The sequence below is a fragment of the Streptomyces sp. NPDC104313 genome, assembly GCF_055583985.1.
The window spans coordinates 111,767-136,418 of record NZ_JBVJMW010000003.1 but is presented as its reverse complement, the minus strand read 5'-3'; the positions used below and the strand labels follow the sequence as shown (position 1 = coordinate 136,418).

24 protein-coding genes and 1 tRNA gene are annotated in these 24,652 nt (G+C 71.2%); 12 read left to right on the top strand and 13 right to left on the bottom strand.

All coding sequences use genetic code 11. From position 1 onward, the window contains the following. Positions 1-2: 2 nt before the first annotated feature. The 3 genes from ACZ60Q_RS07665 to ACZ60Q_RS07655 all read right to left on the bottom strand — a co-directional run bounded on the left by ACZ60Q_RS07665 (position 3) and on the right by ACZ60Q_RS07655 (position 3,018). Positions 3-1,502 carry a PP2C family protein-serine/threonine phosphatase gene (locus ACZ60Q_RS07665; RefSeq protein ID WP_469631234.1) on the bottom strand — a complete coding sequence of 500 codons (1,500 nt, stop codon included), beginning with the start codon at positions 1,500-1,502 and terminating at the stop codon, positions 3-5. A gap of 129 nt (positions 1,503-1,631) precedes the next feature. Then, positions 1,632-2,150 carry an FHA domain-containing protein FhaB/FipA gene (locus ACZ60Q_RS07660; RefSeq protein WP_469629884.1) on the bottom strand — a complete coding sequence of 173 codons (519 nt, stop codon included), beginning with the start codon at positions 2,148-2,150 and terminating at the stop codon, positions 1,632-1,634. Positions 2,151-2,160: 10 nt separating this feature from the next. After that, positions 2,161-3,018, bottom strand: a complete 858-nt coding sequence (locus ACZ60Q_RS07655; protein ID WP_469629882.1) for an FhaA domain-containing protein — start codon at positions 3,016-3,018, stop codon at positions 2,161-2,163. Positions 3,019-3,332: 314 nt separating this feature from the next. Between ACZ60Q_RS07655 and ACZ60Q_RS07650 the strand changes: the two genes are divergently transcribed. The 5 genes from ACZ60Q_RS07650 (at position 3,333) to ACZ60Q_RS07630 (ending at position 8,637) form a co-directional block, all read left to right on the top strand. After that, positions 3,333-3,415, top strand: a tRNA-Leu gene (locus ACZ60Q_RS07650). A gap of 1,064 nt (positions 3,416-4,479) precedes the next feature. Beyond that, positions 4,480-5,310, top strand: a complete 831-nt coding sequence (locus ACZ60Q_RS07645; protein ID WP_469629879.1) for a ScbR family autoregulator-binding transcription factor — start codon at positions 4,480-4,482, stop codon at positions 5,308-5,310. Positions 5,311-5,720: 410 nt separating this feature from the next. After that, on the top strand, positions 5,721-7,181 hold the full coding sequence (locus tag ACZ60Q_RS07640; protein ID WP_469629876.1) for a DUF2252 domain-containing protein: 1,461 nt from the start codon (positions 5,721-5,723) through the stop codon (positions 7,179-7,181). Between the two features lie 79 nt (positions 7,182-7,260). After that, complete coding sequence (locus ACZ60Q_RS07635; protein WP_469629874.1) at positions 7,261-8,229, top strand: J domain-containing protein; 969 nt, start codon at positions 7,261-7,263, stop codon at positions 8,227-8,229. A 63-nt stretch (positions 8,230-8,292) separates the two neighbouring features. Further along, entirely contained in the window at positions 8,293-8,637 is a 345-nt protein-coding gene (locus tag ACZ60Q_RS07630; protein ID WP_215105740.1) for a rhodanese-like domain-containing protein, read from the top strand. Between the two features lie 95 nt (positions 8,638-8,732). On the opposite strand, the gene ACZ60Q_RS07625 is transcribed toward ACZ60Q_RS07630, so the two are convergent. From ACZ60Q_RS07625 to paaA, 6 genes are all read right to left on the bottom strand, one after another. Further along, entirely contained in the window at positions 8,733-9,899 is a 1,167-nt protein-coding gene (locus ACZ60Q_RS07625; RefSeq protein ID WP_469631231.1) for an acyl-CoA dehydrogenase family protein, read from the bottom strand. Between the two features lie 170 nt (positions 9,900-10,069). Further along, positions 10,070-11,128 (bottom strand): 2Fe-2S iron-sulfur cluster-binding protein, encoded by a 1,059-nt coding sequence (locus tag ACZ60Q_RS07620; RefSeq protein WP_469629870.1) that lies wholly within the window; start codon positions 11,126-11,128, stop codon positions 10,070-10,072. Beyond that, positions 11,129-11,626, bottom strand: a complete 498-nt coding sequence (paaD, locus tag ACZ60Q_RS07615) for a 1,2-phenylacetyl-CoA epoxidase subunit PaaD (protein WP_469629868.1) — start codon at positions 11,624-11,626, stop codon at positions 11,129-11,131. It lies immediately after the preceding gene. Further along, complete coding sequence (gene paaC, locus ACZ60Q_RS07610; protein ID WP_469629865.1) at positions 11,620-12,336, bottom strand: 1,2-phenylacetyl-CoA epoxidase subunit PaaC; 717 nt, start codon at positions 12,334-12,336, stop codon at positions 11,620-11,622. Before paaC ends, paaD begins: the two co-directional genes overlap by 7 nt. Next, positions 12,333-12,623: a 1,2-phenylacetyl-CoA epoxidase subunit PaaB gene (paaB, locus tag ACZ60Q_RS07605; RefSeq protein ID WP_469629863.1), complete on the bottom strand. Its 291-nt coding sequence runs from the start codon at positions 12,621-12,623 to the stop codon at positions 12,333-12,335. Before paaB ends, paaC begins: the two co-directional genes overlap by 4 nt. Continuing rightward, positions 12,620-13,678, bottom strand: coding sequence for a 1,2-phenylacetyl-CoA epoxidase subunit PaaA (gene paaA, locus ACZ60Q_RS07600; RefSeq protein WP_469629860.1), 1,059 nt, complete (start codon positions 13,676-13,678; stop codon positions 12,620-12,622). Before paaA ends, paaB begins: the two co-directional genes overlap by 4 nt. Positions 13,679-13,793: 115 nt before the next feature. Between paaA and ACZ60Q_RS07595 the strand changes: the two genes are divergently transcribed. The 3 genes from ACZ60Q_RS07595 to ACZ60Q_RS07585 are packed head-to-tail and all read left to right on the top strand — an operon-like array spanning position 13,794 to position 16,743. After that, positions 13,794-14,615, top strand: coding sequence for a DUF5819 family protein (locus ACZ60Q_RS07595; protein WP_469629857.1), 822 nt, complete (start codon positions 13,794-13,796; stop codon positions 14,613-14,615). After that, positions 14,612-15,985: an HTTM domain-containing protein gene (locus ACZ60Q_RS07590; RefSeq protein ID WP_469629854.1), complete on the top strand. Its 1,374-nt coding sequence runs from the start codon at positions 14,612-14,614 to the stop codon at positions 15,983-15,985. Before ACZ60Q_RS07595 ends, ACZ60Q_RS07590 begins: the two co-directional genes overlap by 4 nt. After that, positions 15,982-16,743, top strand: coding sequence for a TrmH family RNA methyltransferase (locus ACZ60Q_RS07585; RefSeq protein ID WP_469629851.1), 762 nt, complete (start codon positions 15,982-15,984; stop codon positions 16,741-16,743). The genes ACZ60Q_RS07590 and ACZ60Q_RS07585 overlap by 4 nt, the downstream gene beginning before the upstream one ends. A 310-nt stretch (positions 16,744-17,053) precedes the next feature. On the opposite strand, the gene ACZ60Q_RS07580 is transcribed toward ACZ60Q_RS07585, so the two are convergent. The 3 genes from ACZ60Q_RS07580 to paaN all read right to left on the bottom strand — a co-directional run bounded on the left by ACZ60Q_RS07580 (position 17,054) and on the right by paaN (position 19,354). After that, positions 17,054-17,356 (bottom strand): hypothetical protein, encoded by a 303-nt coding sequence (locus tag ACZ60Q_RS07580; RefSeq protein WP_469629849.1) that lies wholly within the window; start codon positions 17,354-17,356, stop codon positions 17,054-17,056. A gap of 75 nt (positions 17,357-17,431) precedes the next feature. Then, positions 17,432-17,590 (bottom strand): hypothetical protein, encoded by a 159-nt coding sequence (locus ACZ60Q_RS07575; protein WP_469629847.1) that lies wholly within the window; start codon positions 17,588-17,590, stop codon positions 17,432-17,434. 63 nt (positions 17,591-17,653) lie between these two features. After that, a complete protein-coding gene (gene paaN / locus ACZ60Q_RS07570; RefSeq protein ID WP_469629844.1) occupies positions 17,654-19,354 on the bottom strand; it encodes a phenylacetic acid degradation protein PaaN in 1,701 nt (566 codons plus the stop codon). A 155-nt stretch (positions 19,355-19,509) separates the two neighbouring features. Here paaN and ACZ60Q_RS07565 point away from each other — a divergent pair, with 155 nt between their 5' ends. Then, complete coding sequence (locus ACZ60Q_RS07565) at positions 19,510-20,106, top strand: TetR/AcrR family transcriptional regulator (protein ID WP_469629840.1); 597 nt, start codon at positions 19,510-19,512, stop codon at positions 20,104-20,106. Between the two features lie 15 nt (positions 20,107-20,121). Here the strand turns inward: ACZ60Q_RS07565 and ACZ60Q_RS07560 are convergent, their stop codons facing one another. Beyond that, positions 20,122-20,724 (bottom strand): Lrp/AsnC family transcriptional regulator, encoded by a 603-nt coding sequence (locus ACZ60Q_RS07560; protein ID WP_469629837.1) that lies wholly within the window; start codon positions 20,722-20,724, stop codon positions 20,122-20,124. Positions 20,725-20,949: 225 nt separating this feature from the next. Here ACZ60Q_RS07560 and pdhA point away from each other — a divergent pair, with 225 nt between their 5' ends. The 3 genes from pdhA to ACZ60Q_RS07545 are packed head-to-tail and all read left to right on the top strand — an operon-like array spanning position 20,950 to position 24,610. Then, positions 20,950-22,110 carry a pyruvate dehydrogenase (acetyl-transferring) E1 component subunit alpha gene (pdhA, locus tag ACZ60Q_RS07555; protein WP_469629834.1) on the top strand — a complete coding sequence of 387 codons (1,161 nt, stop codon included), beginning with the start codon at positions 20,950-20,952 and terminating at the stop codon, positions 22,108-22,110. Continuing rightward, a complete protein-coding gene (locus ACZ60Q_RS07550; RefSeq protein ID WP_469629831.1) occupies positions 22,107-23,138 on the top strand; it encodes an alpha-ketoacid dehydrogenase subunit beta in 1,032 nt (343 codons plus the stop codon). The genes pdhA and ACZ60Q_RS07550 overlap by 4 nt, the downstream gene beginning before the upstream one ends. Beyond that, entirely contained in the window at positions 23,138-24,610 is a 1,473-nt protein-coding gene (locus ACZ60Q_RS07545; protein WP_469629828.1) for a dihydrolipoamide acetyltransferase family protein, read from the top strand. The genes ACZ60Q_RS07550 and ACZ60Q_RS07545 overlap by 1 nt, the downstream gene beginning before the upstream one ends. Positions 24,611-24,652 lie beyond the last annotated feature (42 nt).

Genomic DNA, 24,652 nt, shown 5'->3' with positions numbered 1-24,652 from the left:
GCTTACTGCTTACCGCACTGCGGGACCAGCTTCTTCTCTTCCTCCGAGAGGCTGGGGCCGGGAGTGGGAGCGGTGGTCGGCTTGGTCCCCTTGGCGGAGGACATGGCGGAAGTCCTGGTGGCGGGGGTTCCGGCGGTGCCGCCGGCCTCGCCCTCGCCCGTACGGGTCCGGTTCTCGGCGTCGGCCGCGCGGCGCTGCGCGTCCTTCTTGCAGGCGGAGGCCTGGGCGGCGAGCTCGGCGACCTTCTCGCGGGCGTCGGCGATGCTGCCCTCGGCGATCGTCGCCTCGACCTGCTTGCGCTGGTACGGCGGCAGGTACTTGAGCTCGATCTCGGTGTGGTTCTTCTCGACCTTCGAGAGCGAGACCCAGGCGAGGTCCTGGCTGATGCCCTGGAACAGTGCGACGTTCTCGTTCTGCGCGCCGACGTAGTACTGCGTCTGCGTCCAGCGGTAGCCGCCGTACAGACCGCCGCCGATCACGGCCAGTGCGAGCACGATGAAGACGGAACGCTTGAGCCATGTACGGCCGCCGCCCGGCTTGGTGAAGTCCTCGTCCGTGTAGGCGTCGTAGGAGCCGTCCGGCATGCCCCCGTAGCCGACGTCGCCGCTGCCGGGCGGACCGAAGCCGCCGGCCGGCGGGGGCACGGGGCGGCCGAGGCCGGCCGCGCGGCCGGCGGGCGTCTGCATGGCCCCGCCGTCGCCCAGCTGGGCCTGGTTCTCCGCGACCGCGCCGACGACGACCGGGGTGTCGTTGAGCTGCCCGGCCAGGGTGTCGTTGCTGTCGACGTCCAGGACGTCGGCCACGATGCAGGTGATGTTGTCCGGGCCACCGCCGCGCAGAGCGAGCTGGATCAGGTCCTGGATGGTCTCCTGCGGGCCCTGATAGCTGGCGAGGGTCTCTTCCATCGTCTGGTGCGAGACAACGCCGGAGAGGCCGTCCGAGCAGATCAAATAGCGGTCCCCGGCACGGACTTCACGAATGGAGAGGTCCGGTTCGACATGGTCGCCGCTGCCCAGCGCCCGCATCAGCAGGGAGCGCTGCGGGTGGGTGGTCGCCTCTTCCTCGGTGATCCGGCCCTCGTCGACGAGGCGCTGCACCCAGGTGTGGTCCTGGGTGATCTGCGTCAGGACGCCGTCTCGCAGCAGGTACGCGCGGGAGTCGCCGACGTGCACCAGGCCGAGGCGCTGACCGGTCCAGAGCAGAGCGGTGAGCGTGGTGCCCATGCCCTCCAGCTGGGGATCTTCCTCGACCATGACGCGCAGCTGGTCGTTGGCCTGCTGCACGGCCGTGCCGAGCGAGGTCAGGAGATCGGATCCCGGTACGTCGTCGTCGAGGGGGACGAGCGTGGAGATCACCTCGGAGCTGGCGACCTCACCGGCCGCCTGACCGCCCATGCCGTCGGCGATGGCGAGGAGCCGGGGACCGGCATAGCCGGAGTCCTCGTTGCCCTCCCGGATCATGCCCTTGTGCGACCCGGCGGCGAAGCGCAGCGACAGACTCATGCGCACCTCGCCCGTCGGCTCGGGGTACAGCCTGTCTCGAGCCACACTGCCCACCCTCCGGTCGGGAACCGGGCAGCGTCCGCCGTCGGGACCGCCACGGCTCGCTCGCTCCGCTCGCTCATTGTCGTACTACTTCCGCAGCTCGATGACGGTCTTGCCGATACGGATCGGCGCGCCCAGCGGAACTGGTGTCGGGGTGGTGAGCCGGGTCCGTTCCAGATACGTGCCGTTGGTGGACCCGAGGTCCTCGACGATCCACTGACCGTCACGGTCCGGGTAGATCCTGGCATGCCTGCTGGACGCGTAGTCGTCGTCCAGCACGATCGTTGAATCGTGGGCCCGGCCCAGGGTGATGGTCTGGCCCTGGAGCGCGACCGTGGTGCCCGTGAGCGTGCCTTCGGACACGACCAGCTTGGTGGGCGCCCCGCGGCGCTGCCGCCCGGGCTGTTGGCGCTGCTGGGGCGGCGCCGTTTGTTGTTGTTGGCGGCCCTGTTGGGGGCGCGCGTCGGCGGCAGTGCGGCGTGAGCCGCGCTGCGTGACGCGCGTTCCGAACAGGTCGCTGCGAATGACCTGAACGGCCACGATGACGAACAGCCACAGAACAGCCAGGAAACCTAGCCGCATGACCGTAAGGGTCAGCTCTGACATTGCCCCCGCTTCACCCTTCGGCTTGCCGGTAAACGATGGTGGTGCTGCCCACGACGATCCGCGAGCCGTCGCGGAGCGTAGCGCGGGTGGTGTGCTGCCCGTCTACCACGATGCCGTTGGTAGACCCGAGATCCTGGATCGTCGAGGGCGTTCCGGTCCGGATCTCACAGTGCCGACGTGATACGCCGGGGTCGTCGATCCGCACGTCGGCGTCGGTGGAACGTCCCATCACCAACGTCGGGCGGGAGATCTGGTGGCGGGTGCCGTTGATCTCGATCCAGCGCCTGGTCCGGGCGTCCGGCGGGGGGCCGGGCGTGGCCGGCGGGCGCCGGTCGTTCGTGGGGGCCGAGGGCCGTCCGGCGCCGGGCGGCGGGGCCGCGGGCATCGGCGGAGCGGCGCTCGGAGGGTAGCCGTAGCCGCCGGGAGCCTGCGGGGCGGCGGGCCGCCCGGCCGCGGGCTGCTGGGGCGGTGCCGACGGGTCCTGCTGTGACGAACTCGACGCCAGAGTGCGGCTGCGGACCCGGTAGAGCCCGGTGTCGAGGTCGTCGGCCTTCTCCAGGTGGACCTTGATCGGTCCCATGAAGGTGTAGCGCTGCTGTTTGGCGTAGTCGCGCACCAGGCCGGAGAGCTCGTCGCCCAGCTGACCGGAGTACGGGCTGAGCCGCTCGTAGTCCGGTGTGCTGAGCTCGACGATGAAGTCGTTGGGGACGACGGTCCGCTCGCGGTTCCAGATCGTCGCGTTGTTGTCGCACTCGCGCTGGAGGGCGCCGGCGATCTCGACGGGCTGCACCTCGGACTTGAAGACCTTGGCGAAGGTGCCGTTGACCATCCCCTCGAGGCGCTGCTCGAAACGCTTCATGACCCCCATGGGGCACCTCCTCCGGTGTCATCGTCCCTGTACTGCTTACTGATCGTATCCACGCGTCGGGAAATCGGCTGGTTCCCCTTGTCTGGCCTGTGGATGAGTGTCACCCCTCACATGGATCGTAGAGGTGGCCTCCTCACAGTGTCCCGCACTCGGGAGGCACTCTGGAGGAGTGGGGCGATGGTTCGGGGTTCTCGGTTCCCCTGCCGGGGCCGGCGAAACAACGGATGTGAATCCACCCTGTTCAGCGTGCTAATCTTCCGAATGTCGCCAGGCGCTCGCACCACACGGTGAGAGAGTCTGGAAACACCACTCATGCGCGAGTGGCGGAACGGCAGACGCGCTGGCTTCAGGTGCCAGTGTCCTTAGGGACGTGGGGGTTCAAATCCCCCCTCGCGCACGATGGGCATCGAAGAAGGTGTCCTGGTAGCACCGACGAAATGGTCGGCATCGTGATCACGATGCCGACCATTTTCGCATTCCCCCCGCTGGTCGGGGCGGTAACTGCGCCGCCAGGCGCAGGGGGCCGGTAGAGCGTGCAGATGTTCGACGCGGAAGCCGCTGCCGCCGCTCTCTCCCCTTCTCCCGTTCTCCCTCTCTCCCCACCGTCGGCGCGGGTGTTGCCGAACGCCTGCTTGCCGAACAGTTCCCGCAGTGGGCGCATCCGCCCCTCGCTCTGCTCGATCCCGCCGGTTCCCTCGAGGTGGACACCACCGATACGTCCGGGAGCGCCCCAGCCCCGCTCCATCGCGCGACAGCCGGCGGACTTCCTCACCGCGCTCCACCGGCTCGCGTCGGCGGACACGCTCCTCCCCGGCCCTCACCTCGACCACGTCGGCGAATCACGTGTCGGCACGGGACGACGACACGCGTGCCGCGATCGCCGCCACCGCGGACGTGATCGACGCAGCCGCCATGACGTACGTGGGGAACACGGTCCTCGAAGCCCCGCCCTGGTCCGGTCGACCCCGGTGCTTCCGGACGACGGGGCCTGGGCGCGCGGCCTGGCCGAGCACCACCGCTGAGACCGACGATCCGGTAGCCGGGGTCGCGCTCCCATGTAGCCTGAGGGAACTCAGCCGTATGCGGACAGCTGAGTTCCCTCGCATATTCTCAGTCGTTCGCGACTGTCGGGTTTGGTTCGGCAGAACCCCCGCTTCGAAGAGATCCGGAGCGGGGGTTCTGCCGTTGTTCCGTGGTTCGATGCCTGCTGTCCGCGGTGTTCCTCCCTCTCCGTGTTCCCGTCGGTCCGTGTTCTTGAAGGACGTGCGGGGTACGGAAAGGCGGGTGAGGAGAAGGCGGCAGCGGGTGCCCGTGGGCGGTGATCCACCGGGTGTGGGCACGGTTTCCGGACAGACTGATGGCCGGTGCACCGGCGCACTTGCATACGCTGGCCGTAGAGGTTGGATCGACGGCGACTCGGCGGTGAAGGGCTGAGCGCACAGAACGTCCCGGAGGCAGGAAATGGCGAAGCAGGCTCGCGCAGTCCAGACGTGGCGGTCGATCGTGGAGGCCGCGGCGAGTGTCTTCGACGACTACGGCTACGAGCGTGCCGCCATCTCGGAGATTCTCCGCCGCGCCAAGGTCACCAAGGGGGCCCTGTACTTCCACTTCGCCTCCAAGGAGGCCATCGCACAGGCGATCATGGACGAGCAGACCTCCACGGTCGAGTTCGAGCAGGAGGGGTCGCCGCTTCAGTCCCTGGTTGACGGTGGCCAGCAGTTCGCTTTCGCTCTGCGCCACAACTCGATGGCCCGGGCCGGTACCAGGCTCTCCATCGAGGGTGTCTTCCTCGGCGGACCGCATCCGTGGGGCGACTGGATCGACGCTACGGCCCGGATGCTGGAGCTGGGCCAGGAACGCGGTGAGGTGTTCCCGCAGATCGACCCGATGGTGTCAGCCAAAATCATCGTCGCTTCGTTCACCGGTATTCAGCTGGTCTCGGAGGCTGATTCCGGTCGGGCCGATCTGCGCGAGCAGGTGGCGGAGATGTGGCGCCACATCCTGCCGTCGATCGCTCACCCCGGCGTCATCGCCCACATCAAACCGGAGGGCCGGGTGGATCTGGCGGCCCAGGCGCGCGAGAAGACGGAGCGTGAGGAGCAGGAGGCCAGGATCGCCGCGGAGGCCAAGGGCGCGGCTTCCGATCCCGCGACCGACTCGGACTCCCGATCGGGCGGGCCAGGTATGCGGGGCGGTGGATCCGGCCGTGGTCCGCGGGCCGGGGAGACCGGCGACGAGGGCGACGAGGAGCCCGCAGGTGCGGGCGTGGCGGCCGGAGGGGGCGTCGCCTGATCTGCTCGGGCATGTTGTGTCTCACGCGATCTGCTCGGGGCGTGCTGTGTTTCACGTGAAACGTCCGATTGGGCAAGATCATTATATGGCAGGGTCGCGGTGCTCCTGTAGCCTCCGCGGCCCGTTCGGCGTTCGCCGAACGGCTGTTTACCTGCTGGGGCGGTGGGCGGACACCTGTCTGACGCGGGACGACGCGGCCGGCTCCGGGACCGGCTGCCGACCTCGTCCCCGCCGGCGGCCCCGGGAGCAGCACTGTCGTCCACCGGGCCCGCCCCGGCATCCGTCCACGGGTCCGGCGGGTGCCGGGCATCGGCGGTAGCGTCGTGCTCGGTCGCTGGAGGACAGGGCCGCTGACCGGTTCGACGGCCGGGCAGCCGGAAGCGGTACGAGGGTGGGGGAGGCGACGCTCCATGAGCGGAACCGAGGTGACGATGTCCGAGCGTCGGACTGCGGGAACGACGGGAACCGCGGCGACCGCGGGAGGGGATCCGCGCATTCCGGTCGTGCCCGGGTTCGCCCGGCGTGGTGCCGCGAGTTCACCCAAGACGGCGGGCAAGGCCCTCCGCGACCGGGTGCCGCGGTCCTCGCACGCCTCGTTGGTCCTGCCGCCAGGACGGCCGGACGCCGTGCGGGCGGTCGAGGAGTCGAACCGGGGCCGCGTGCCGGGCCTGACGCCGATACGGGTGGGCCGGATGGCGGCGACACCGTTCGCCTTCCTGCGCGGTGCGGCCGGGCTGATGGCCCACGATCTGACGGGCAGCCCGGTCACCGGGGTGGGCGCCCAGCTCTGCGGCGACGCGCACGCGGCCAACTTCGGCCTCTACGGCGATGCCCGGGGCAGCCTGGTCATCGATCTGAACGACTTCGACGAGACCGTCTTCGGGCCGTGGGAGTGGGACCTCAAGCGGCTCGCCACCTCCCTGGTGCTCGCGGGCCGGGCCGCCGGTGCCGACGAGGACACCTGCCGCCGGGGCGCGCACGACGCCGTCGGCGCCTACCGGCGCACGATGCGGCTGCTGGCCCGGCTGCCCGCCCTCGACGCCTGGAACGCGATCGCGGACGAGGAGCTCGTCTCGCACACGGACGCGCGTGACTTGGTCGGCACCCTGGAGCGGGTCTCGGAGAAGGCCCGCAACAACACCAGCGCCCGCTTCGCCGCCCGCTCCACCGAGGAGTGCCCCGACGGCGGCCGGCGCTTCGTCGACGCCCGGCCCGTGCTGCGCCGGGTGCCGGACGCCGAGGCCGCGGTAGTCGCCGCCGGGCTGGGGGGCTATCTCTCCACCGTCTCCGAGGACCGGATGCCGCTGCTGGCCCGGTACACGATCCACGACGTCGCGTTCCGGGTGGTCGGCACCGGCAGTGTGGGTACCCGGTCGTACGTGGTGCTGCTGCTCGATCACCGGGGTGAGCCGCTGGTCCTCCAGGTGAAGGAGGCACGCCCTTCGGTGCTCGCCCCCTATCTGCCCGCGGTCGGTTTCGACGTGCCGGAGGTGGCGCACGAGGGCCGCCGGGTGGTGCTCGGGCAGAAGCGGATGCAGGTCGTCAGCGACATCCTGCTCGGCTGGGCGGACATCGACGGCAGGCAGTTCCAGGTCCGGCAGTTCCGGAACCGCAAGGGCAGCGTGGACCCCGCCGCGCTCGCCGCCGACCAGGTGGACGACTACGGGCGGATGACCGGCGCGTTGCTCGCGCGGGCGCACGCTCACAGCGCCGACCCCCGCCTGCTGGCGGGCTACTGCGGCAAGAACGACGAACTCGACGAGGCGGTGGCCGCCTTCGCGGTGACGTACGCCGACCGTACGGAAGCCGATCACGCCGAGCTGGTGCGGGCGATCAATGCGGGCAGGCTGGCCGCCGAGTTCGGGATATGACGGCTCCGTGAGGCGGTGGGGCCCGGGCCGGGGTCCACCGTGTGTGCCGCGGCCCGGGCCCTGGCCATACGCTGGACGGGTGACCCACGAAGCCGCCGGGGTGCCGACCACCCGGAACGATGAAGACCAGCAGGACAACGACCGGCCGGACGCGCCCCGCCCCGCTCCTGAAGCGGGGAATGCCCCGGGGGTGCAGGACGCTCCGGAGACGCCGGACGCTTCCGGCGCCGCGGCTGCCGCTGCCGGGGAGTCCAACGGCCCCGAGGGTGCCGTGCCGCGCCCCGAGGCACGGCTGGCCAGGGCGGTGCAGGTCGCCGAGCAGGCGTTGATCGAGTTCGAGATCGCGGTGGAGACCTTCCGGGTGGAGGTCGAGAACTTCTCCCGGCTGCATCACCAGAAGCTCGGCCCGATGTACACCCGTCTCGACGAGCTGGACGCGCTGATCGCGGAGGCGCGGGCCGCCAGGACCAAGGATCCGGAGGACGAGCGCAAGGCGCGGGAGGCGCGGGCGAACGTCATGCCGATGCCCGGGGTCGACGAGCTGTTCCACGGCTGGATGGACACCGATGGGCTGTCCCCCGAGGCCGCGGCGATGCTCACCGAACAGCCGGTCCGGCCGCCGAAGCGGGTCAGGCCGAGCGAGGAGGCCCGCAAGCTCTACCGGGAGCTGGCCCGCAAGGCACACCCGGACCTTGCCCAGGACGAGCCGGAACGGCAGCGCCGGGACGAGTTCATCGCCCGGGTGAACGCCGCCTACGGGCGCGGCGACGTCGACCTCCTCAAAGAACTCGTGGCGGAGTGGGCGGCCGGCCCGGTGCAGTCCCTGACCCCGCTGAGCGAGAGCGAGGAGCTCTACGCCCGACTGGAGTGGCTGAGCCGGCGCAAGGAGCTGCTGACGGTGCTCGCCAAGGAGTTGGAGGACGGCGCGATCGGCTCGATGCTCAGGATGGCCCCGGACGACCCGGACCAGCTGCTGGAGGACATCGCGGAGCAACTGCTGGGCGAGGTGTCCCGTCGCGAGGCCGAGCTCGCGGGGATGGTGCAGTAGCGTTCCGGGTGACTCCGCCGCGTATGTACGAGGCCCAAGATCGCACGAGAGAAGGCATGACCCATGAATTTCGCCCCGCTGCCCTCGGTGGACGCCGCGGCGGTGCCGTCGGACGGCTTCGTCCTGGACGTCCGTGAGAACGACGAGTGGGCGGCCGGTCACGTCGAGGGTGCGCTGCACATCCCGATGAGCGACTTCGTGGGCCGGTTCGGCGAGCTGACCGAGTCCGCCGAGGACGGTCGGCGCGTGCATGTGATGTGCCGGGTCGGCGGCCGTTCGGCCCAGGTCACCCAGTACCTGGTCCAGCAGGGCATCGACGCGGTGAACATCGACGGTGGCATGCAGGCCTGGGACGGGGCCGGACGCCCGATGGTCACGGACAACGGGACGCCCGCCTTCGTCCTCTGAAGCCCGTGCTCGGCGGGTCTCGTCCGCTGAGCACCGCCGATCCCCCGCCGGGCGGGCCGGGCTCGGGGCCGGCAGGGGTTGTCGGTGCTGTCGGGTCAGCTGAGCGGGTGGGCGGCCAGCAGGTCGCCCAAGGCCTCCTCATGGGCCGCGGCCGGGCCGAGAGAGAGCTCGATCTGCTTCGCCCAGGCGTGGAAGCGGTGCAGTGGGTAGTCGGTGTCCGCGCCGAAGCCGCCGTGCAGGTGCTGTGCGGTCTGCACGACGCGACGGACGCCGTCGGAGGCCCAGATCTTCGCCACGGCGACATCGCCCGCCGTGGGCAGCGGCCCCCCGGCGTCGGCCGAGATCCGCCAGGCGGCCTGCCAGAGTGTCGCCTCCATCGCCCGCAGGTCGATGTACCGGTCGGCCGCCTGGACGGCCACCGCCTGGAACGTGGCGACCGGGAATCCGAACTGCTCGCGTTTGCCGGTGTATTCGGCGGTCATCGCGAGCACCTGCTCGCCCAGCCCGAGTGCGAGCGCGCAGGTTCCCGTGGTGAGCAGGGACCGCAGCCACTCCCAGCAGCCCGGCGCGTCGATCAGCTCGCGGCCCGTCACCCGCACACCGTCGAGCCGGACCTCGGCCAGGCGCTCACCGCTGGTGGAGACCTGGTCCGCCAAGGCGACGCCGTCGCGGGTACGGGGCACGAGGGCCAGGACCGGCCGCCCCCCGGCGGTGTGCGCGGGGATGGCGATCCAGTCGGCCGCCTGGGCCCAGGGAACCGCGGACTGCACCCCGTCGAGCACCCAGCCGGAGTCCCCTGCGGACGTCCCGCTCTCTCCGCTCTCCCCGTAAGGCCGTGCGGTGACGGCGAGTTCGGCGGGATCGTGACCGCTGCGTCCGTTGGCGCCGACGGTCAGGATCAGTTCACCCCGGCCGGCCGGGGGCAGCAACTCCGCCGCGAGGGTGCTCCCGCCGTACCGCTGGACCGCCATCGCGACCGCACAGCTCTCCAGCAACGGGACCCTGGCCAGCACTTTCGCCGACTCCCGCAGGACCAGGCAGAGCGCGATCGGGTCGAGGCCCGCGCCTCCGTGGTCCGGCGACAGCGTGAGACCGAGCAGGTCCGTTCGCGCCAACTCGTTCCACAGCTGTCGGTCGATGTCCTCCGCCACCGCGCCCGGGGTCAGGGCAGGGCTGGGCGCGCGGTCGGGTGCGACGTCGGAGAAGACCGCCCTGGCCGCCTCGACTGCCGCCTGCTGTTCCTCGGTGAAGGTGAAGTCCACTGTCCCGGCCTCCCGCTGACCATTCACGAGCTGATGTCTGACGGGTCGTCAAGATAGAACAGGTTCTAGAGGAAGGGAACAGTGCGGAGGCGCGAGTGTGCGGCGGCGCCCCCGGCACCGGAGGCCTCAGCGGCCTCAGCGGCCTCAGCGGTCCCAGCGGTCAAAGGACCTCAGCGGTCGAAGTCCAACTCCACCTCCGGGGTGAGCGGATGCGACTGACAGGCCAGCACGAAGCCGGCCCCGGTCTCCTCCGGTTCCAGCGCGAAGTTGCGGTCCATCCGGACCTCGCCCGAGACGAGGAATGCCCGGCAGGTCCCGCACACTCCTCCCTTGCAGGCGTACGGAGCGTCCGAGCGGCTTCGCAGGACCGTCTCCAGCAGGGATTCGGTGTCCTGCACGGGCCAGCTGCCCGAGCGGCCGTGGAGGGTGGCCGTCAGGACGGCGTCGGATGGGGCGGCGACCCTGACCACCGTCGCGTCGGTGGGGCCCTCGTCGACGTGGAAGATCTCCTGGTGGACCCGGGAGCGGTCGACGCCGAGGGTCTTCAAGGCCTTCTCCGTGCCCCGTACGAGGCCGAGTGGCCCGCACAGGAACCAGCCGTCCACCTCTGCCACCGGAAGCAGGGCGGGCAGCAGACCGGTGAGCCGTTCGGCGTCCAGCCGTCCGGAGGGGAGCCCGGCCGACTGCTCCTCCCGGGAGAGCGCGGTGACCAACTGGAAGCGGTCCGGATACCGGTCCTTGAGGTCGGCCACCTCGTCGAGGAACATCGTCGAGGACGCGGTGCGGTCGCTGCGGACCAGGCAGAACCGGGCTGTCGGCTCCCGGTCGAGGAGGGTGGCCGCCATGGACAGCACCGGCGTGATGCCGCTGCCGCCGACCACCGCCGCGAACAGACCGGGACGCGGCTTCAGGACGAAGCGGCCCATCGGAGGCATGGCCTCCACCCGGTCCCCGACGGCCAGCTCCTTCAGGGCGTACGTGGAGAACGCCCCGCCGTCGACCATGCGGATGCCCACCCGCAGGACCGGTTCGCCGGGCTGCTCGGTGGCCGGTGCGCAGATCGAGTAGGAACGGCGGATCTCCTGGCCGTCCACGGTGTAGCGCACGTTCAGATGCTGGCCGGGGGTGTGGCGGAAGGTCTCGCGCAGCTCGGCCGGTACGGCGAGGGTCACGGCCACCGCGTCGTCCGTGATCCGTTCGATCGCGCTGACCCGGAGCGGATGGAACATCTACAACTCCTTGAAGTGGTCGAACGGTTCACGGCAGGTGACGCAGCGGCGCAGGGCCTTGCAGGCCGTGGAGGAGAACCGGCTGAGCAGTTCCGTGTCCGTGGAGCCGCAGTGCGGGCAACGCACCGAGAGTGTCAGCGGCACGGGTCCGCCGCCGGCGCTGTGGGCGCGTGGCGGGGCGATGCCGAACTCGGCGAGCTTGCGGCGTCCTTCGGCGCTGATGTCGTCCGTCGACCAGGCCGGCGCCAGGACCGTGATCACGGAGACGTCCGGTATGCCGTGGTCGTGCAGCACCCGCTCGATGTCGGCGGACATCGCCTCGATCGCCGGGCAGCCGGTGTAGGTCGGAGTGAGCTGTACGGTCACCCGGCCCGGCCCGTCCAGCCGTACGTCCCGCAGGACGCCGAGCTCCGCCAGGGTCAGCACCGGTAGTTCGGGGTCGGGCACGGAGCCGGCGAGATCGCGCAGCTCCGCCTCCAGCCGGGTGTCGGTCACCATGACGCCCCCGGATGGCTGCGGTGCAGATGCTGCATCTCGGCGATCATGCGGCCGAACGGCTCGGTGTGCAGGCCCTGTCGGCCCGCTCCGGCCGCCCAGCCCCCGGACTGCGGGCCCGCCGGGAGGGTCAGGCCGGCCCGATCGATCACATCGGTGACGGCGGCGAGCCAACCATTCCGCAGCGCCCCCCAGTCGACACCGGATTCCGGGGAGCCGAGTCCTTCGACCGGCTGGAACATCTCCCCGGTGAACCGCCACAGCGAGTCCAGGCCGCTCCGCATCCGGTCGTGGCTCTCCTCGGTGCCGTCACCGAGCCTCAGGACCCACTGCTCGGCGTGGTCACGGTGGTAGGCCACCTCCTTGACGGCCTTGGCCGCGAGGCCGGTGAACTCGCTGTCCCCGGACGCCAGTCGCTCGTACAGCAGGTGCTGGTAGACCGAGAAGTAGAGCTGCCGGGCGATGGTGTGCGCGAAGTCCCCGTTCGGCTGCTCGACCAGCTGGAGGTTGCGGAAGGCCCGCTCCTCGCGGAGGTAGGCGAGCTCGTCCTCGTCGCCGGCGAGCGAGAGCAGCACCCGGGCCTGTCCCAGCAGGTCGAGGGCGATGTTGGCGAGGGCCACCTCCTCTTCCAGGACGGGGGCGTGGCCGGCCCACTCCCCCAGCCGGTGCGAGAGCACCAGCGCGTCGTCGCCGAGGGCGAGTGCGGCGCTCACAGGTGCTTCACCCCGTCCGGGATCTCGTAGAAGGTCGGGTGGCGGTAGGGCTTGTCGCCGGCCGACTCGAAGAAGGAGTCCTTCTCGTCGGGGGAGGAGGCGGTGATCGCGGTGGACGGGACCACCCAGATCGAGACGCCCTCGGAGCGGCGGGTGTAGAGGTCGCGGGCGTTGCGCAGGGCCATCTCGGCGTCCGGCGCGTGCAGGCTGCCCGCATGGGTGTGGGACAGTCCGCGCCGCGAGCGCACGAACACCTCCCACAGAGGCCAGTCGGTCGAGCTGCTCATGCCGTCTCCTCCACCTGGTGCGCGGGCGCGCTGTTCTGTGCTGTCGACTGTGCCGACGTCTGGGGCGATGACTGCGCCGGGGTGTGCTTGGCGGCGTACGCGGCCGCCGCGTCCCGGACCCAGGCGCCCTCCTCGTGGGCCCTGCGCCGCTGGGTGATCCGCTGTTCGTTGCAGGGGCCGTTGCCCTTGAGGACCGCCTGGAACTCGGCCCAGTCGATCGCGCCGAAGTCGTGTCGGCCGAGCTCCTCGTTCCACCGGATGTCGGGGTCGGGGAGCTCCAGGCCCAGTACTTCGGCCTGGGGCACACAGATGTCCACGAAGCGTCGGCGCAGCTCGTCGTTGGAGTGCCGCTTGATCTTCCAGGCCATGGACTGCTCGGAGTGCGACGAGGCGTCGTCCGGCGGGCCGAACATCATCAGCGAGGGCCACCACCAGCGATTTACCGCGTCCTGGGCCATGGCGTGCTGGGCCTCGGTGCCGCGGCTGAGGGCGAGCAGCAGCTCGTACCCCTGGCGCTGGTGGAAGGACTCCTCCTTGCAGACGCGGACCATCGCACGGGCGTAGGGGCCGTAGGAGCAGCGGCAGAGCGGCACCTGGTTGGTGATCGCGGCCCCGTCCACCAGCCAGCCGATCGCGCCGACGTCGGCCCAGGTCAGCGTGGGGTAGTTGAAGATCGACGAATAGCGCTGGCGGCCCGCGTGGAGCTTGTCGAGCAGCTCCTCGCGGCTGGTGCCCAGGGTCTCGGCGGCGCTGTAGAGATACAGGCCGTGGCCTGCCTCGTCCTGCACCTTGGCCATGAGGATCGCCTTGCGGCGCAGCGAGGGCGCCCGGGTGATCCAGTTGGCCTCGGGCTGCATGCCGATGATCTCCGAGTGGGCATGCTGCGCCATCTGGCGGACCAGCGTGGCCCGGTAGGCGTCGGGCATCCAGTCGCGCGGCTCGATCCGCTCGTCCGCCGCCACGGCCGCGTCGAAAGCCGCGATGCGGTCCGCGTCCACCGCATCCTCCGTGTCGAGCGTCTTCCGCGTCGCTTGGTCCGCAGTCACTGCCGCCATCCCGGGCTCCCTACCGACCGATCGTTCGGTTCCTTGACTTCAATGGTGAGTCGGAGGCCCGTAGGGTGTCAACCCTGTGGATAACTGAGTGGTGATCGACGGTGATCGGGGCGGGATGGATTCGGACCACGACAGGAGCTCTGCGGGCGGGGGGAAGGGCGTCTGGCCGCAGGCGTTGAACCGGCCGGCGGAAGCGCGGGACACCACCGAAGCCCTACCGCCGACGCCCTCGTCGCCGGTGGCGGAGCCCTCGGCCACCGGCCGGGGCATAGCCGGGCTCTCCTTCCCCTACCAGGTGGTCGCGGCCCTGGCGCTGTCCCTGATCGGGCTGCTTGCCACCACGCAGGTGGCCATGGTGTTCCTGCACGTCGCCCCGTCCAACACGCTGACCAAACAGCACGGGAAGACGATCGACCGCTGGATCTACCCGGAGTTCGAGCAGAACTGGAAGCTCTTCGCGCCCAACCCGCTCCAGCAGAACGTCGCCGTCCACGTGCGGGCCGATGTGGTGGAGGCCGACGGCCGGCGCACGACCAGGTGGATGAACCTGACGTACGAGGACGGCAGGGGGATACGCGGCAGCCTCTTTCCCAGCCATGTGGACCAGAACGAGCTCCGCCGGGGCTGGGACTTCTACGTCAATTCCCACGACAGCGAGAACCGCCCGAACGGCCTGCGCGGGGATCTGTCCGAGCGCTACGTGCGGCGCATCGCGATGCTGCGGCTGAGCGAGCGCGACTACGGCGGCACGATCGAACGCATCCAGCTCCGCTCCGCCACCAGCTCCATCGCCCCGCCCCCGTGGAGCAACGAGAAGATCAGCACCCGGCCGGTCTACCGCGTACTCCCCTGGTGGACCGTGACCCCGGACGATCTTCCCGAGCGTGACGCGGGCCAGGACCGGGACGAGGCGCACGGCGTGGAGGAGAACCAGTGACCATCCCCTCGCCCGCGGCGCCAGAACCCGCGGCCCCCCAGCCCGCGGCCCCACCTCCGGTCGCACCCCGCTCCGGCGGTCCCGGCGGCGGCCCGGCCCGTGCCCTCCAACGCGTCACCGCCTCGGCCCTCGGTCCGTACCAGAGCGCCGTCGTCCGGATCGGTTTCGCCGCTACCTACCTGTTCTTCCTGCTGCGCGAGCTGCCGAACCGCCACGAGCTGTACGGCCCGGACAGCCCGTGGCACTGGGATCTGGCCCGCCAGCTCACGAACGGCAACGAGGCCTTCACCGTCCTGATGTGGACGGACAGCACGCTCTGGTTCGAGGCCGTGTACGTCCTCACGCTGCTGTCCGCGACCGCGCTGCTGCTCGGGTGGCGGACCCGGACCATGTCCGTCCTCTTCATGGTCGGCGTGCTCTCGGTGCAGAACCGCAGCATCTTCATGGGCGACGGCGGCGACAACGTCGTCCACCTCATGGCGATCTACCTGGTGCTGACGCGCTGCGCCCAGGTCTGGTCGCTGGACGCCCGGCGCGCGGCGCGCGACGCTCGCCGGGTCGCGGCGGGCCTGCCGCCCCGGCGGGACATCGTGGGCCCGGCGCTCTGGGTGCTCCTCGGCCCCGTCCTCGTGGCGGCCACGCTGATGGGCGGGCTCGGCGGCACCTGGTGGCTTCCCGCCCTGCTGTGGACGATCTGGCTCTCCGCCGCCGCCTGGTGGGCCGTGAACCGCTACATACCGCACGGCGAGCCCCGCACCCTGCTCGACGTGCTGGCCAACCTCGCGCACAACGCCACGCTCGCCGTGATCATGGCCGAGGTCTGCCTGATCTACGCGACCGCCGGCTGGTACAAGATCCAGGGATCGCGCTGGCAGGACGGCACCGCGCTCTACTACCCGCTCAACCTCGACTACTTCACCCCGTGGCCCGCCCTGTCGGACATCCTGGGCGCCAGCGGGCTGATGGTGATGGTGCTGACGTATGGCACGGTCATCGTGCAGGTCGCCTTTCCGTTCACGCTGTTCAACCGACGGGTCAAGAACGTCCTGCTGTTCGCGATGATCTGCGAGCACGCGGGCATCGCCTTGCTGCTGGGGCTGCCGTTCTTCTCCATGGCGATGATCGCGGCCGACGCGGTGTTCCTGCCGACGGCCTTCCTGATGTGGCTGGGAGCCCGTGCCACTACCGGCAGGCGACGGCTGCTCTCCGGGCTGCCCGGCCGGTCGCGTACACCGGTCGGGCCCGGAGCGCCCGACGCCGCGCACGGCCCCGTGGACCCGGCGGGGGCCGGGCCCGTGAAGGACGGCCGGGGCGGTGCGGAGGAGTCCCGGCTCCAGGGCGGCGGCGGGGGCCCTACGCTCGTCGGGTGAGCAGTGAGACCGGCAGAACCCATCAGCCCCCGGCAGCGGCGGACCGCCCCTCGGACCCCGCCCGGCCGACGGCCGCTCCGGAGGGGGCCGTTCCGACGGAGCCCCACCCGGCGGAACCCCTCCAGTACGACGACGGCTACGGCCAGCCGATCGGTGTCGGGCCGCACCCGCTGCCCTGGCCCGAGGGCGAGCGCTACGACACCGAACTGCTGGCCCAGGGCGACCGGCGCAACGTGGGTGACGCGTACCGCTACTGGACGCGGGAGGCGATCGTCGCCGATCTCGACCTACGGCGGCACGACTTCCACGTGGCCGTGGAGAACTGGGGCCACGACTTCAACATCGGCTCGGTGGTGCGGACCGCCAACGCCTTCCTTGCCAAGGAGATCCACATCGTGGGCCGGCGGCGCTGGAACCGGCGCGGAGCCATGGTCACCGACCGCTACCAGCATGTGCGCCACCACCCCGACACGGCGGACCTGACCGCGTGGGCCGCGGCCGAGGGGCTGCCGATCATCGGGATCGACAACCTCCCCGGCGCCGTGCCGCTGGAGCGCACCGAACTGCCGCGCCGCTGCGTCCTGCTCTTCGGGCAGGAGGGGCCGGGTCTGACCGAACAGGCGCGTGAGCACGCCTCCATGGTGTGCTCGATCGCGCAGTTCGGCTCGACCCGGTCCATCAACGCCGGCGCCGCCGCGGCCATCGCCATGCACGCGTGGGTGCAGCGCCACGCCGACATCCCCGATCCCCGCCCCTGACGCCTGCCGGCGATGTGCCCCGGCCGGGTTGCGAAAGTGGTGGACGATGGGGTCGACCGCGTACCGATCGGAAGAAGTCCGGTGGTTGGCCCTGAGTCGAAGCACGCACTGCGTCATCTCCGCCGGGTGAAGTCGCAGCAGCCGCCCGATGCCGGCTCCGTCGAGTTCGCCGACTGGCGGAAGAGGATCGCTGGGGCGTTGGACGGGTTGGCCCGCGTGCTCGTGTTCGAGGAGGACCGTGCCAGGGCCGCGGCGGAGGCAACAGCGGCACGGGAACAGGCCGCGGTTCGACGCCGACGCGAGACCGACACTAGGCGCTGAAACCGCGGGCGGCCATCCAGACGGTGAGGTCGTGGGCGATGTCGTTGATGCTGGTCGAGGTGGTGACCTCGTGCTCGTCGCGCGTGGTGTCGCGGCGGACGACCTCGTAGCCGCCTTCGCCCAGGACGGTCACGGAGGCGGACCACGCGGGGGCGTTCTCATCGGGCTGGACGACCACGAAGGTGTTGTCGGAGTCGTCGAGGTCACTGATCATCATGAACAGCGCGTCCTCGGAGGGGTCGTCGATGCGGTCGCCGTTCTCGCTGTCGGCGCCGTAGTACTGAGCTCTCATCGCTGCTGCCACTCCCTCACCCGGTCGACCCTGGCCGCTGCCAGCATGGCAGGTGGCACCGACAGCTCGGAGCGGTCATGACCATGCGCCGATCGCGGTGATCAGGACGGTGACTTCGTGGCGGACGCCGAGTTCGTCGAACCTGGTGGCGACGGACCGTCCGCTGCTCGTCCGGGAGATCGCCTCGCCCCGCATCCGGACGATCCAGGGTGCGGAGCGAGGAACGGTGACCACTCTCAGAACATGGCCAGGCGCTGCTGGACCAGGCGCTGAAGGGCCTGGAGGAGTTCGGCGGGCCTACGCCTGGCGGCGCACCTCCACCACGCGGAAGCGGTTGGCGACGAAGGCTCCGTCGCAGAGCGCCGCGTTCGCGGCGGGGTTGCCACCGGAGCCGTGGAAGTCGGAGAAGGCCGCGGTCTGGTTGACGTAGACCCCGCCGGTCAGATTCAGCGAGAGCTGGGCCGACTCGTCCAGGCAGACGTCCTCGACGGCGCGCTCCACCTCGGGGGACGTGGTGTAGGCGCCGACCGTCATCGCCCCCTTGTCGCGGATCGTCCGGCGGAGCAGGTCCAGGGCGGCGGACGTCGACTCGACGGCGACGGCGAAGGACACCGGCCCGAAGCACTCCGAGAGGTAGGCCGCGCCGTCGTCGGTCTTGGTGCCGTCGAGCTTCACGACGACCGGCGTACGGACGACCGCGTCGGGGAACTCGGCGTTCGCGACCGTACGCGAGGGCAGGGCCACCTCGCCCAGCTCACCGGCCGCCTCCACCCGGGCCTTGACGTCCTGGTTGACCAGCGCGCCGAGCAGGGCGGACGCGCGGGCGTCGTCGCCGAGCAGCCCGGTGACGGCGGCCGCGAGGTCGGCGGCCACGTCGTCGTAGGACTTGGCGCCGTCGTCGGTGGCGATGCCGTCCCGGGGAATCAGCAGGTTCTGCGGGGTGGTGCACATCTGGCCGCTGTACAGCGAGAGCGAGAACGCCAGGTTGGTGAGCATGCCCCGGTAGTCGTCGGTGGAGTCGACGACGATCGTGTTGACGCCGGCCTTCTCCGTGTAGACCTGGGCCTGGCGGGCGTTCTCCTCCAGCCAGTCGCCGAAGGCGGTGGAGCCGGTGTAGTCGATGATCCGGATCTCGGGGCGGACCGCGAGGGTCTTGGCGATGCCCTCGCCGGGCCGCTCGGCGGCCAGCGCGACCAGATTCGGGTCGAAGCCCGCCTCGGTCAGCACCTCGCGGGCGATGGACACCGTGAGGGCCAGCGGGAGCACGGCGCGCGGGTGCGGTTTGACCAGCACCGGGTTGCCGGTGGCGAGGGAGGCGAAGAGGCCGGAATAGCTGTTCCACGTGGGGAACGTGTTGCAGCCGATGAGCAGCGCGATGCCGCGACCGGACGTGATGAACGACTTGTGCAGCTTCAGCGGATCGCGCTTGCCCTGCGGCTTGGACCAGTCCGCGGTGTCCGGGGTGCGGACCTGCTCCCGGTAGGCGTACGCGACGGCCTCCAGGCCGCGGTCCTGGGCGTGCGGGCCGCCCGCCTGGAACGCCATCATGAAGGCCTGGCCGCTCGTGTGCATCACTGCGTGGGCCAGCTCGTGGGTGCGGGCGCCGATCCGCGACAGGATCTCCAGACAGACCAGGGCCCGGGTCTCCGGTCCCGCCGCCCGCCAGGCGCCCGTGCCGGCCTTCATCGCCGGAAGCAGGACGTCCGGGTCGGCGTGCGGATACTCGACGCCGAGCTCCGGCCCGTACGGCGAGATCTCGCCGCCGGTCCAGCCGTCGGTGCCGGGCTGCCCCAGGTCGAGACGGGTGTTCAGGACGGCGTCGAAGGCGGCCTTGCCCTCGGCCGCGCCGAGACTGCCCGGGGCGCCGCCCTCTCCGTAGGCCTTCGGGTGCTCGGGGTGCGGCGACCAGTACCCGCGGGTACTGATCACGTCGAGGGCTTGGTCGAGCGTGGGCCGGTGGGTCTCGGACAGCTGCTGGGGGGTGAGCGCGGCGGCCATGGCGGACCAACTCCTCATCGAGCCGGGCGGGGACGTACGGATGGAGTTAGAGTAACCGAACGATCGGTCGGGGCAAGGGGCTCCAGGGAACCTGTGGACAACTCAGTGGTCCCCGCCTGAGCGGGGATGATCCCTCATGGGGGAGGATCGCGGACATGACCACGGCCAAGCGGGACACGTACACACCGGAGACCCTGCTCACCGTCGCCGTCCGTGTCTTCAACGAGCGCGGCTACGACGGCACCTCCATGGAGCACCTCTCCCGGGCGGCGGGCATCTCGAAATCCTCCATCTACCACCATGTGGCAGGCAAGGAGGAGTTGCTGCGCCGGGCCGTGAGCCGGGCGCTCGACGGACTTTTCGCCATCCTCGACGAGCCGGGGGCGCTGCGCGGGCGCGCGGTCGAGCGGGTCGAGTACGTCACGCGCCGGACCGTCGACCTGCTGATGGCCGAGGTCCCCTACGTCACTCTGTTGCTGCGCGTGCGCGGCAACACGAAGACGGAGCGCTGGGCGCTGGAGCGGCGCCGCGAATTCGATCAGCGGGTGTCGGAGCTGCTCCAGGCCGCGGTCGCCGAGGGCGACCTCCGGGCGGACGTGGACATACGGCTGGCGACCCGGCTGCTGTTCGGCATGGTCAACTCGCTGGTCGAGTGGTACCGGCCGCAGCCGGGCGGCTTCCCGGGGGAGGAGCAGCTCGCGGACACCATCGTCCAGCTGGCCTTCGAGGGGCTGCGGGCGAACGGCCGCTGAGCCCGCCCGTCGCGGTCAGGCGAGCTCGGCCGGCCGGTCCGGGCGCGGCCCGAGGTCCGTCTCCTCGAACACCAGCAGAGTCCGTGTCGAGAGCACCTCGGGGATGGACTGGATCCGGGTGAGGACCAGCTCCCGCAGCGCCCGGTTGTCCGGCGTGTGCACCAGGAGCAGTACGTCGAAGTCGCCGCTGACCAAGGCGATGTGCGTGGCCCCCGGCAGCGCCTGAAGCTGCTCGCGCACGGTGCGCCAGGAGTTCTGCACGATCTTGAGCGTGATGTACGCGGACGCCCCCTGCCCCGCCCGCTCGTGGTCGACCCGGGCGCCGAAGCCGCGGATCACGCCGTCCTCGACGAGCCGGTTGATCCGGGCGTAGGCGTTGGCGCGCGAGACGTGCACCCGTTCGGCCACGGAACGTATCGATGCGCGCCCGTCCGTCTGGAGGATGCGCAGAATGTCGCGGTCGATGGCGTCCAGCGGCCGCGCGGGCGGAACCGGGGGCTCCGCCGCCGGGCCCGCGGGCCCGGCCGGCGGTACGACCGCGGGGGCGGTCGTAGGCGTGGCGGCGGGCGCGGCCTGGCGCGGCTCCTCGCCCCTGTCGGCCATTTGTTCAGCTGCCATCTGCCCGCGCCTCCCCGTTGTGGACGACCTGTTCCTATCCCAGGCTGTGGAGAACCGTTTGTCCACAGGCTGACGGCGCCTGTAGCCAAAATGCCTCCGCGACCGAACAATCGGTAGGTGAGGCACACCACATCCGTGCCTCGTCCACCCCGCGACATCTCGCTCCCTATCGATACCCCCGATCGATCACCCCTCGATCTCCCTCGATGCCAGGAGGTGCTTCTCATGACGGTCCAAGAGCTGCCCGGCGCGGCCGCTTACCGGCCCACGCCGCCCCCGGCCTGGAAGCCGATCACCGACCCCGCCCCGCTGCTCCCGGACCCGGAGCCCTACCGGGTGCTCGGTACGGACGCGGTCGCCGACGTCGACCCCGAGCTGTTGCTCCGGCTCCACGCCGAGCTGGTCCGCGGGCGCCGCTACAACGCCCAGGCCACCGCGCTGACGAAGCAGGGCAGGCTGGCGGTCTACCCGTCGAGCACCGGCCAGGAGGCGTGCGAGATCGCCGCGGCCCTGGTCCTTCAGGACCGCGACTGGCTCTTCCCCAGCTACCGCGACACGCTGGCCGCTGTCGCGCGCGGCTTGGACCCGGTCGAGGCGCTGACCCTGCTGCGAGGCGACCGGCACACCGGCTACGACCCGCGCGAGCACCGCATCGCCCCGCTGTGCACCCCGCTGGCCACCCAGCTCCCGCACGCCGTGGGGCTGGCGCACGCCGCCCGGCTCAAGGGCGACGACGTGGTGGCGCTCGCCATGGTCGGTGACGGCGGCACCAGTGAGGGCGACTTCCACGAGGCGCTGAACTTCGCGGCCGTCTGGAAGGCCCCGGTCGTCTTCTTCGTCCAGAACAACGGCTTCGCGATCTCCGTGCCGCTGGCCAAGCAGACCGCCGCCCCCTCCCTCGCCCACAAGGCCGTGGGATACGGGATGCCGGGCCGCCTCGTCGACGGCAACGACGCCGCCGCGGTGCACCAGGTCCTCGGCGAGGCCGTGGCACGGGCCCGGCGTGGCGAGGGCCCGACCCTGGTCGAGGCGGTCACCTACCGCATGGAAGCCCATACGAACGCCGACGACGCCACCCGCTACCGGGTCGACAGCGAGGTCGAGGCGTGGAAGGCGCACGACCCGGTGCGGCTGCTGGAGCGTGAGCTGACGGGGCGCGGGCTGCTGGACGACGAGGGCATCGCCCGGGCGAAGGAGGCCGCGGAACGCATGGCCGCCGCCCTGCGCGACCGGATGAACGCCGATCCGGAGCTGGCCCCGATGGACCTGTTCACCCATGTCTACGCCGAGCAGACCAGCCAGCTCCGGGAGCAGGCCGCCGCCCTGCGCGCCGAGCTGGACGCCGAGCGGGACCACGACGAGTACGGCGCGGAGGCAGGACGATGACCACGGCGGCAGTGACGGCCGACGGACGCCGGACGAAGGCGAAACCGGCCACGATGGCGCAGGCCCTCGGGCGCGCGCTCCGCGACTCGATGGCCGAGGACCCCACCGTGCATGTGCTCGGTGAGGACGTGGGCACGCTCGGCGGCGTCTTCCGGATCACCGACGGGCTGGCGAAGGAGTTCGGCGACGACCGCTGCACCGACACCCCGCTGGCCGAGGCGGGCATCCTCGGCGCGGCCGTCGGCATGGCGATGTACGGGCTGCGGCCCGTGGTGGAGATGCAGTTCGACGCGTTCGCCTACCCGGCGTTCGAGCAGCTGATGAGCCATGTCGCCAAGATGCGCAACCGCACCGGCGGGGCCATGCCGCTGCCCATCACCGTGCGGGTGCCGTACGGCGGCGGGATCGGCGGGGTCGAGCACCACAGCGACTCCTCCGAGGCGTACTACATGGCCACCCCCGGTCTGCACGTCGTCACGCCGGCCACGGTGGACGACGCGTACGGGCTGCTGCGGGAGTCGATCGCCTCGGACGACCCGGTGATCTTCCTGGAGCCGAAGCGGCTCTACTGGTCCAAGGCCGACTGGTCGCCCGAGGCCCCCGCCACGGTCGAGCCGATCGGCAGGGCCGTGGTGCGCCGTTCCGGGCGCAGCGCCACCCTGATCACGTACGGGCCCTCCCTGCCGGTCTGCCTGGAGGCCGCCGAGGCGGCGGTCGCCGAGGGCTGGGACCTCGAAGTGGTGGACCTGCGCTCGCTGGTGCCGTTCGACGACGAGACGGTGGCCGCGTCGGTGCGGCGCACCGGGCGCGCGGTCGTGGTCCATGAATCCCCCGGATTCGGCGGGCCCGGCGGCGAGATCGCGGCCCGGATCACCGAGCGGTGCTTCCACCACCTGGAGGCTCCGGTGCTGCGGGTGGCCGGGTTCGACATTCCTTACCCGCCGCCCATGCTGGAGCGGCACCATCTGCCGGGCGTGGACCGGGTGCTCGACGCGGTGGCCCGGTTGCAGTGGGAGGCGGACAGCTGATGGCCCAGGTGCTCGAATTCAAGCTGCCGGACCTCGGTGAGGGACTGACCGAGGCGGAGATCGTCCGCTGGCTGGTGGAGGTCGGCGACGTCGTCGCCATCGACCAGCCCGTCGTCGAGGTCGAGACGGCCAAGGCCATGGTGGAGGTGCCCTGCCCCTACGGGGGTGTGGTGACCGCGCGGTTCGGCGAGGAGGGCGCGGAACTTCCCGTCGGCGCACCGCTGCTGACGGTCGCCGTCGGAGTACGGGAGGAGCTGGAGACCTCGGATCCCGTCCCGCCGGGCCCGGCGGGCGCGCGGAACGGCTCCGCCCCCTCCGGTCCGTCCTCGTCGTCCTCGGGTTCCTCCGCCACGGAGTCCTCGGGCGGCTCGGGGAACGTGCTCGTGGGGTACGGGACGGGTGCACCGGCAGCACGCCGTCGGCGCATCCGGCCGGACGGGCTCGACCGGACACGGTCCGGAGCTCTGATGTCCGAAGCCCCGGTGTCCGTGGCTCCGGTGGTTTCTGTGTCCGTGGGGCCGGTGTCCGAAGCCCCGGTGCCGGTGGTCTCTCCGCTGGTACGCCGACTGGCCCGGCAGCACGACATCGACCTGCGGCGGCTCGCGGGTTCGGGGCCCGACGGGCTGATCCTGCGTGCCGACGTCGACGGCGCGATCCGGCAGGCGGAACAGACCGCGCCGGCGACGACCTGTACGGCCCAGGCGCCCGGGGCCCCGACCGGAGCTCCCCCGGCTGACGCGGCCGAGGCCCTCGTTTCCCCGGCTGCTCCGGCCGCCGAACGGATTCCGTTGCGCGGGGTGCGGGGAGCGGTCGCCGACAAGCTGACGCGCAGCCGGACCGAGATCCCGGACGCCACCTGCTGGGTCGACGCCGACGCCACCGAGCTGATGGCGGTCAGGGCAGCGATGAACGCCGCCACCGGTCCGTCCGCCGGACCGAAGGTGTCGGTCCTGGCCCTGCTGGCGAGGATCTGCACGGCGGCGCTGGCCCGGTTCCCCGAGCTCAACTCCACCGTGGACACGGAGGCCCGGGAGATCGTCCGGCTGCCCGGCGTGCACCTCGGGTTCGCGGCCCAGACCGAACGGGGCCTGGTCGTTCCGGTCGTCCGGGACGCGCACGCCCGTGACGTCGAGTCGATCGGGGCCGAGATCGCCCGGCTGACCGAGCTGGCACGGACCGGGAAGCTGAGCCCGGCCCAGCTGACCGGAGGCACGTTCACGCTGAACAACTACGGGGTGTTCGGGGTCGACGGTTCGACGCCGATCATCAACCACCCGGAAGCGGCGATGCTCGGCGTCGGCCGGATCATGCCCAAGCCGTGGGTGCACCGGGGCGAACTGGCCGTACGGCAGGTCGTTCAGCTGTCCCTCACCTTCGACCACCGGGTGTGCGACGGCGGAACCGCGGGAGGCTTCCTCCGGTATGTGGCGGACTGCGTGGAGCAGCCGGCGGTGCTGCTGCGCACCCTGTAGCGGAACGGCCGGTGTCGTGCCGGACGCGCCCCTGCGGGGACC

What these genes read in the sequence shown, in the direction of transcription:
- ACZ60Q_RS07665 (WP_469631234.1), bottom strand. Translation starts at nt 1,502, where the DNA reads ATGAGTCTGTCGCTGCGCTTCGCCGCCGGGTCGCACAAGGGCATGATC.
- ACZ60Q_RS07660 (WP_469629884.1), bottom strand. Translation starts at nt 2,150, where the DNA reads ATGTCAGAGCTGACCCTTACGGTCATGCGGCTAGGTTTCCTGGCTGTT.
- ACZ60Q_RS07655 (WP_469629882.1), bottom strand. Translation starts at nt 3,018, where the DNA reads ATGGGGGTCATGAAGCGTTTCGAGCAGCGCCTCGAGGGGATGGTCAAC.
- ACZ60Q_RS07645 (WP_469629879.1), top strand. Translation starts at nt 4,480, where the DNA reads ATGGCGAAGCAGGCTCGCGCAGTCCAGACGTGGCGGTCGATCGTGGAG.
- ACZ60Q_RS07640 (WP_469629876.1), top strand. Translation starts at nt 5,721, where the DNA reads ATGAGCGGAACCGAGGTGACGATGTCCGAGCGTCGGACTGCGGGAACG.
- ACZ60Q_RS07630 (WP_215105740.1), top strand. Translation starts at nt 8,293, where the DNA reads ATGAATTTCGCCCCGCTGCCCTCGGTGGACGCCGCGGCGGTGCCGTCG.
- ACZ60Q_RS07620 (WP_469629870.1), bottom strand. Translation starts at nt 11,128, where the DNA reads ATGTTCCATCCGCTCCGGGTCAGCGCGATCGAACGGATCACGGACGAC.
- paaD (WP_469629868.1), bottom strand. Translation starts at nt 11,626, where the DNA reads ATGGTGACCGACACCCGGCTGGAGGCGGAGCTGCGCGATCTCGCCGGC.
- paaB (WP_469629863.1), bottom strand. Translation starts at nt 12,623, where the DNA reads ATGAGCAGCTCGACCGACTGGCCTCTGTGGGAGGTGTTCGTGCGCTCG.
- paaA (WP_469629860.1), bottom strand. Translation starts at nt 13,678, where the DNA reads ATGGCGGCAGTGACTGCGGACCAAGCGACGCGGAAGACGCTCGACACG.
- ACZ60Q_RS07595 (WP_469629857.1), top strand. Translation starts at nt 13,794, where the DNA reads ATGGATTCGGACCACGACAGGAGCTCTGCGGGCGGGGGGAAGGGCGTC.
- ACZ60Q_RS07580 (WP_469629849.1), bottom strand. Translation starts at nt 17,356, where the DNA reads ATGAGAGCTCAGTACTACGGCGCCGACAGCGAGAACGGCGACCGCATC.
- paaN (WP_469629844.1), bottom strand. Translation starts at nt 19,354, where the DNA reads ATGGCCGCCGCGCTCACCCCCCAGCAGCTGTCCGAGACCCACCGGCCC.
- ACZ60Q_RS07565 (WP_469629840.1), top strand. Translation starts at nt 19,510, where the DNA reads ATGACCACGGCCAAGCGGGACACGTACACACCGGAGACCCTGCTCACC.
- ACZ60Q_RS07560 (WP_469629837.1), bottom strand. Translation starts at nt 20,724, where the DNA reads ATGGCAGCTGAACAAATGGCCGACAGGGGCGAGGAGCCGCGCCAGGCC.
- pdhA (WP_469629834.1), top strand. Translation starts at nt 20,950, where the DNA reads ATGACGGTCCAAGAGCTGCCCGGCGCGGCCGCTTACCGGCCCACGCCG.
- ACZ60Q_RS07550 (WP_469629831.1), top strand. Translation starts at nt 22,107, where the DNA reads ATGACCACGGCGGCAGTGACGGCCGACGGACGCCGGACGAAGGCGAAA.
- ACZ60Q_RS07545 (WP_469629828.1), top strand. Translation starts at nt 23,138, where the DNA reads ATGGCCCAGGTGCTCGAATTCAAGCTGCCGGACCTCGGTGAGGGACTG.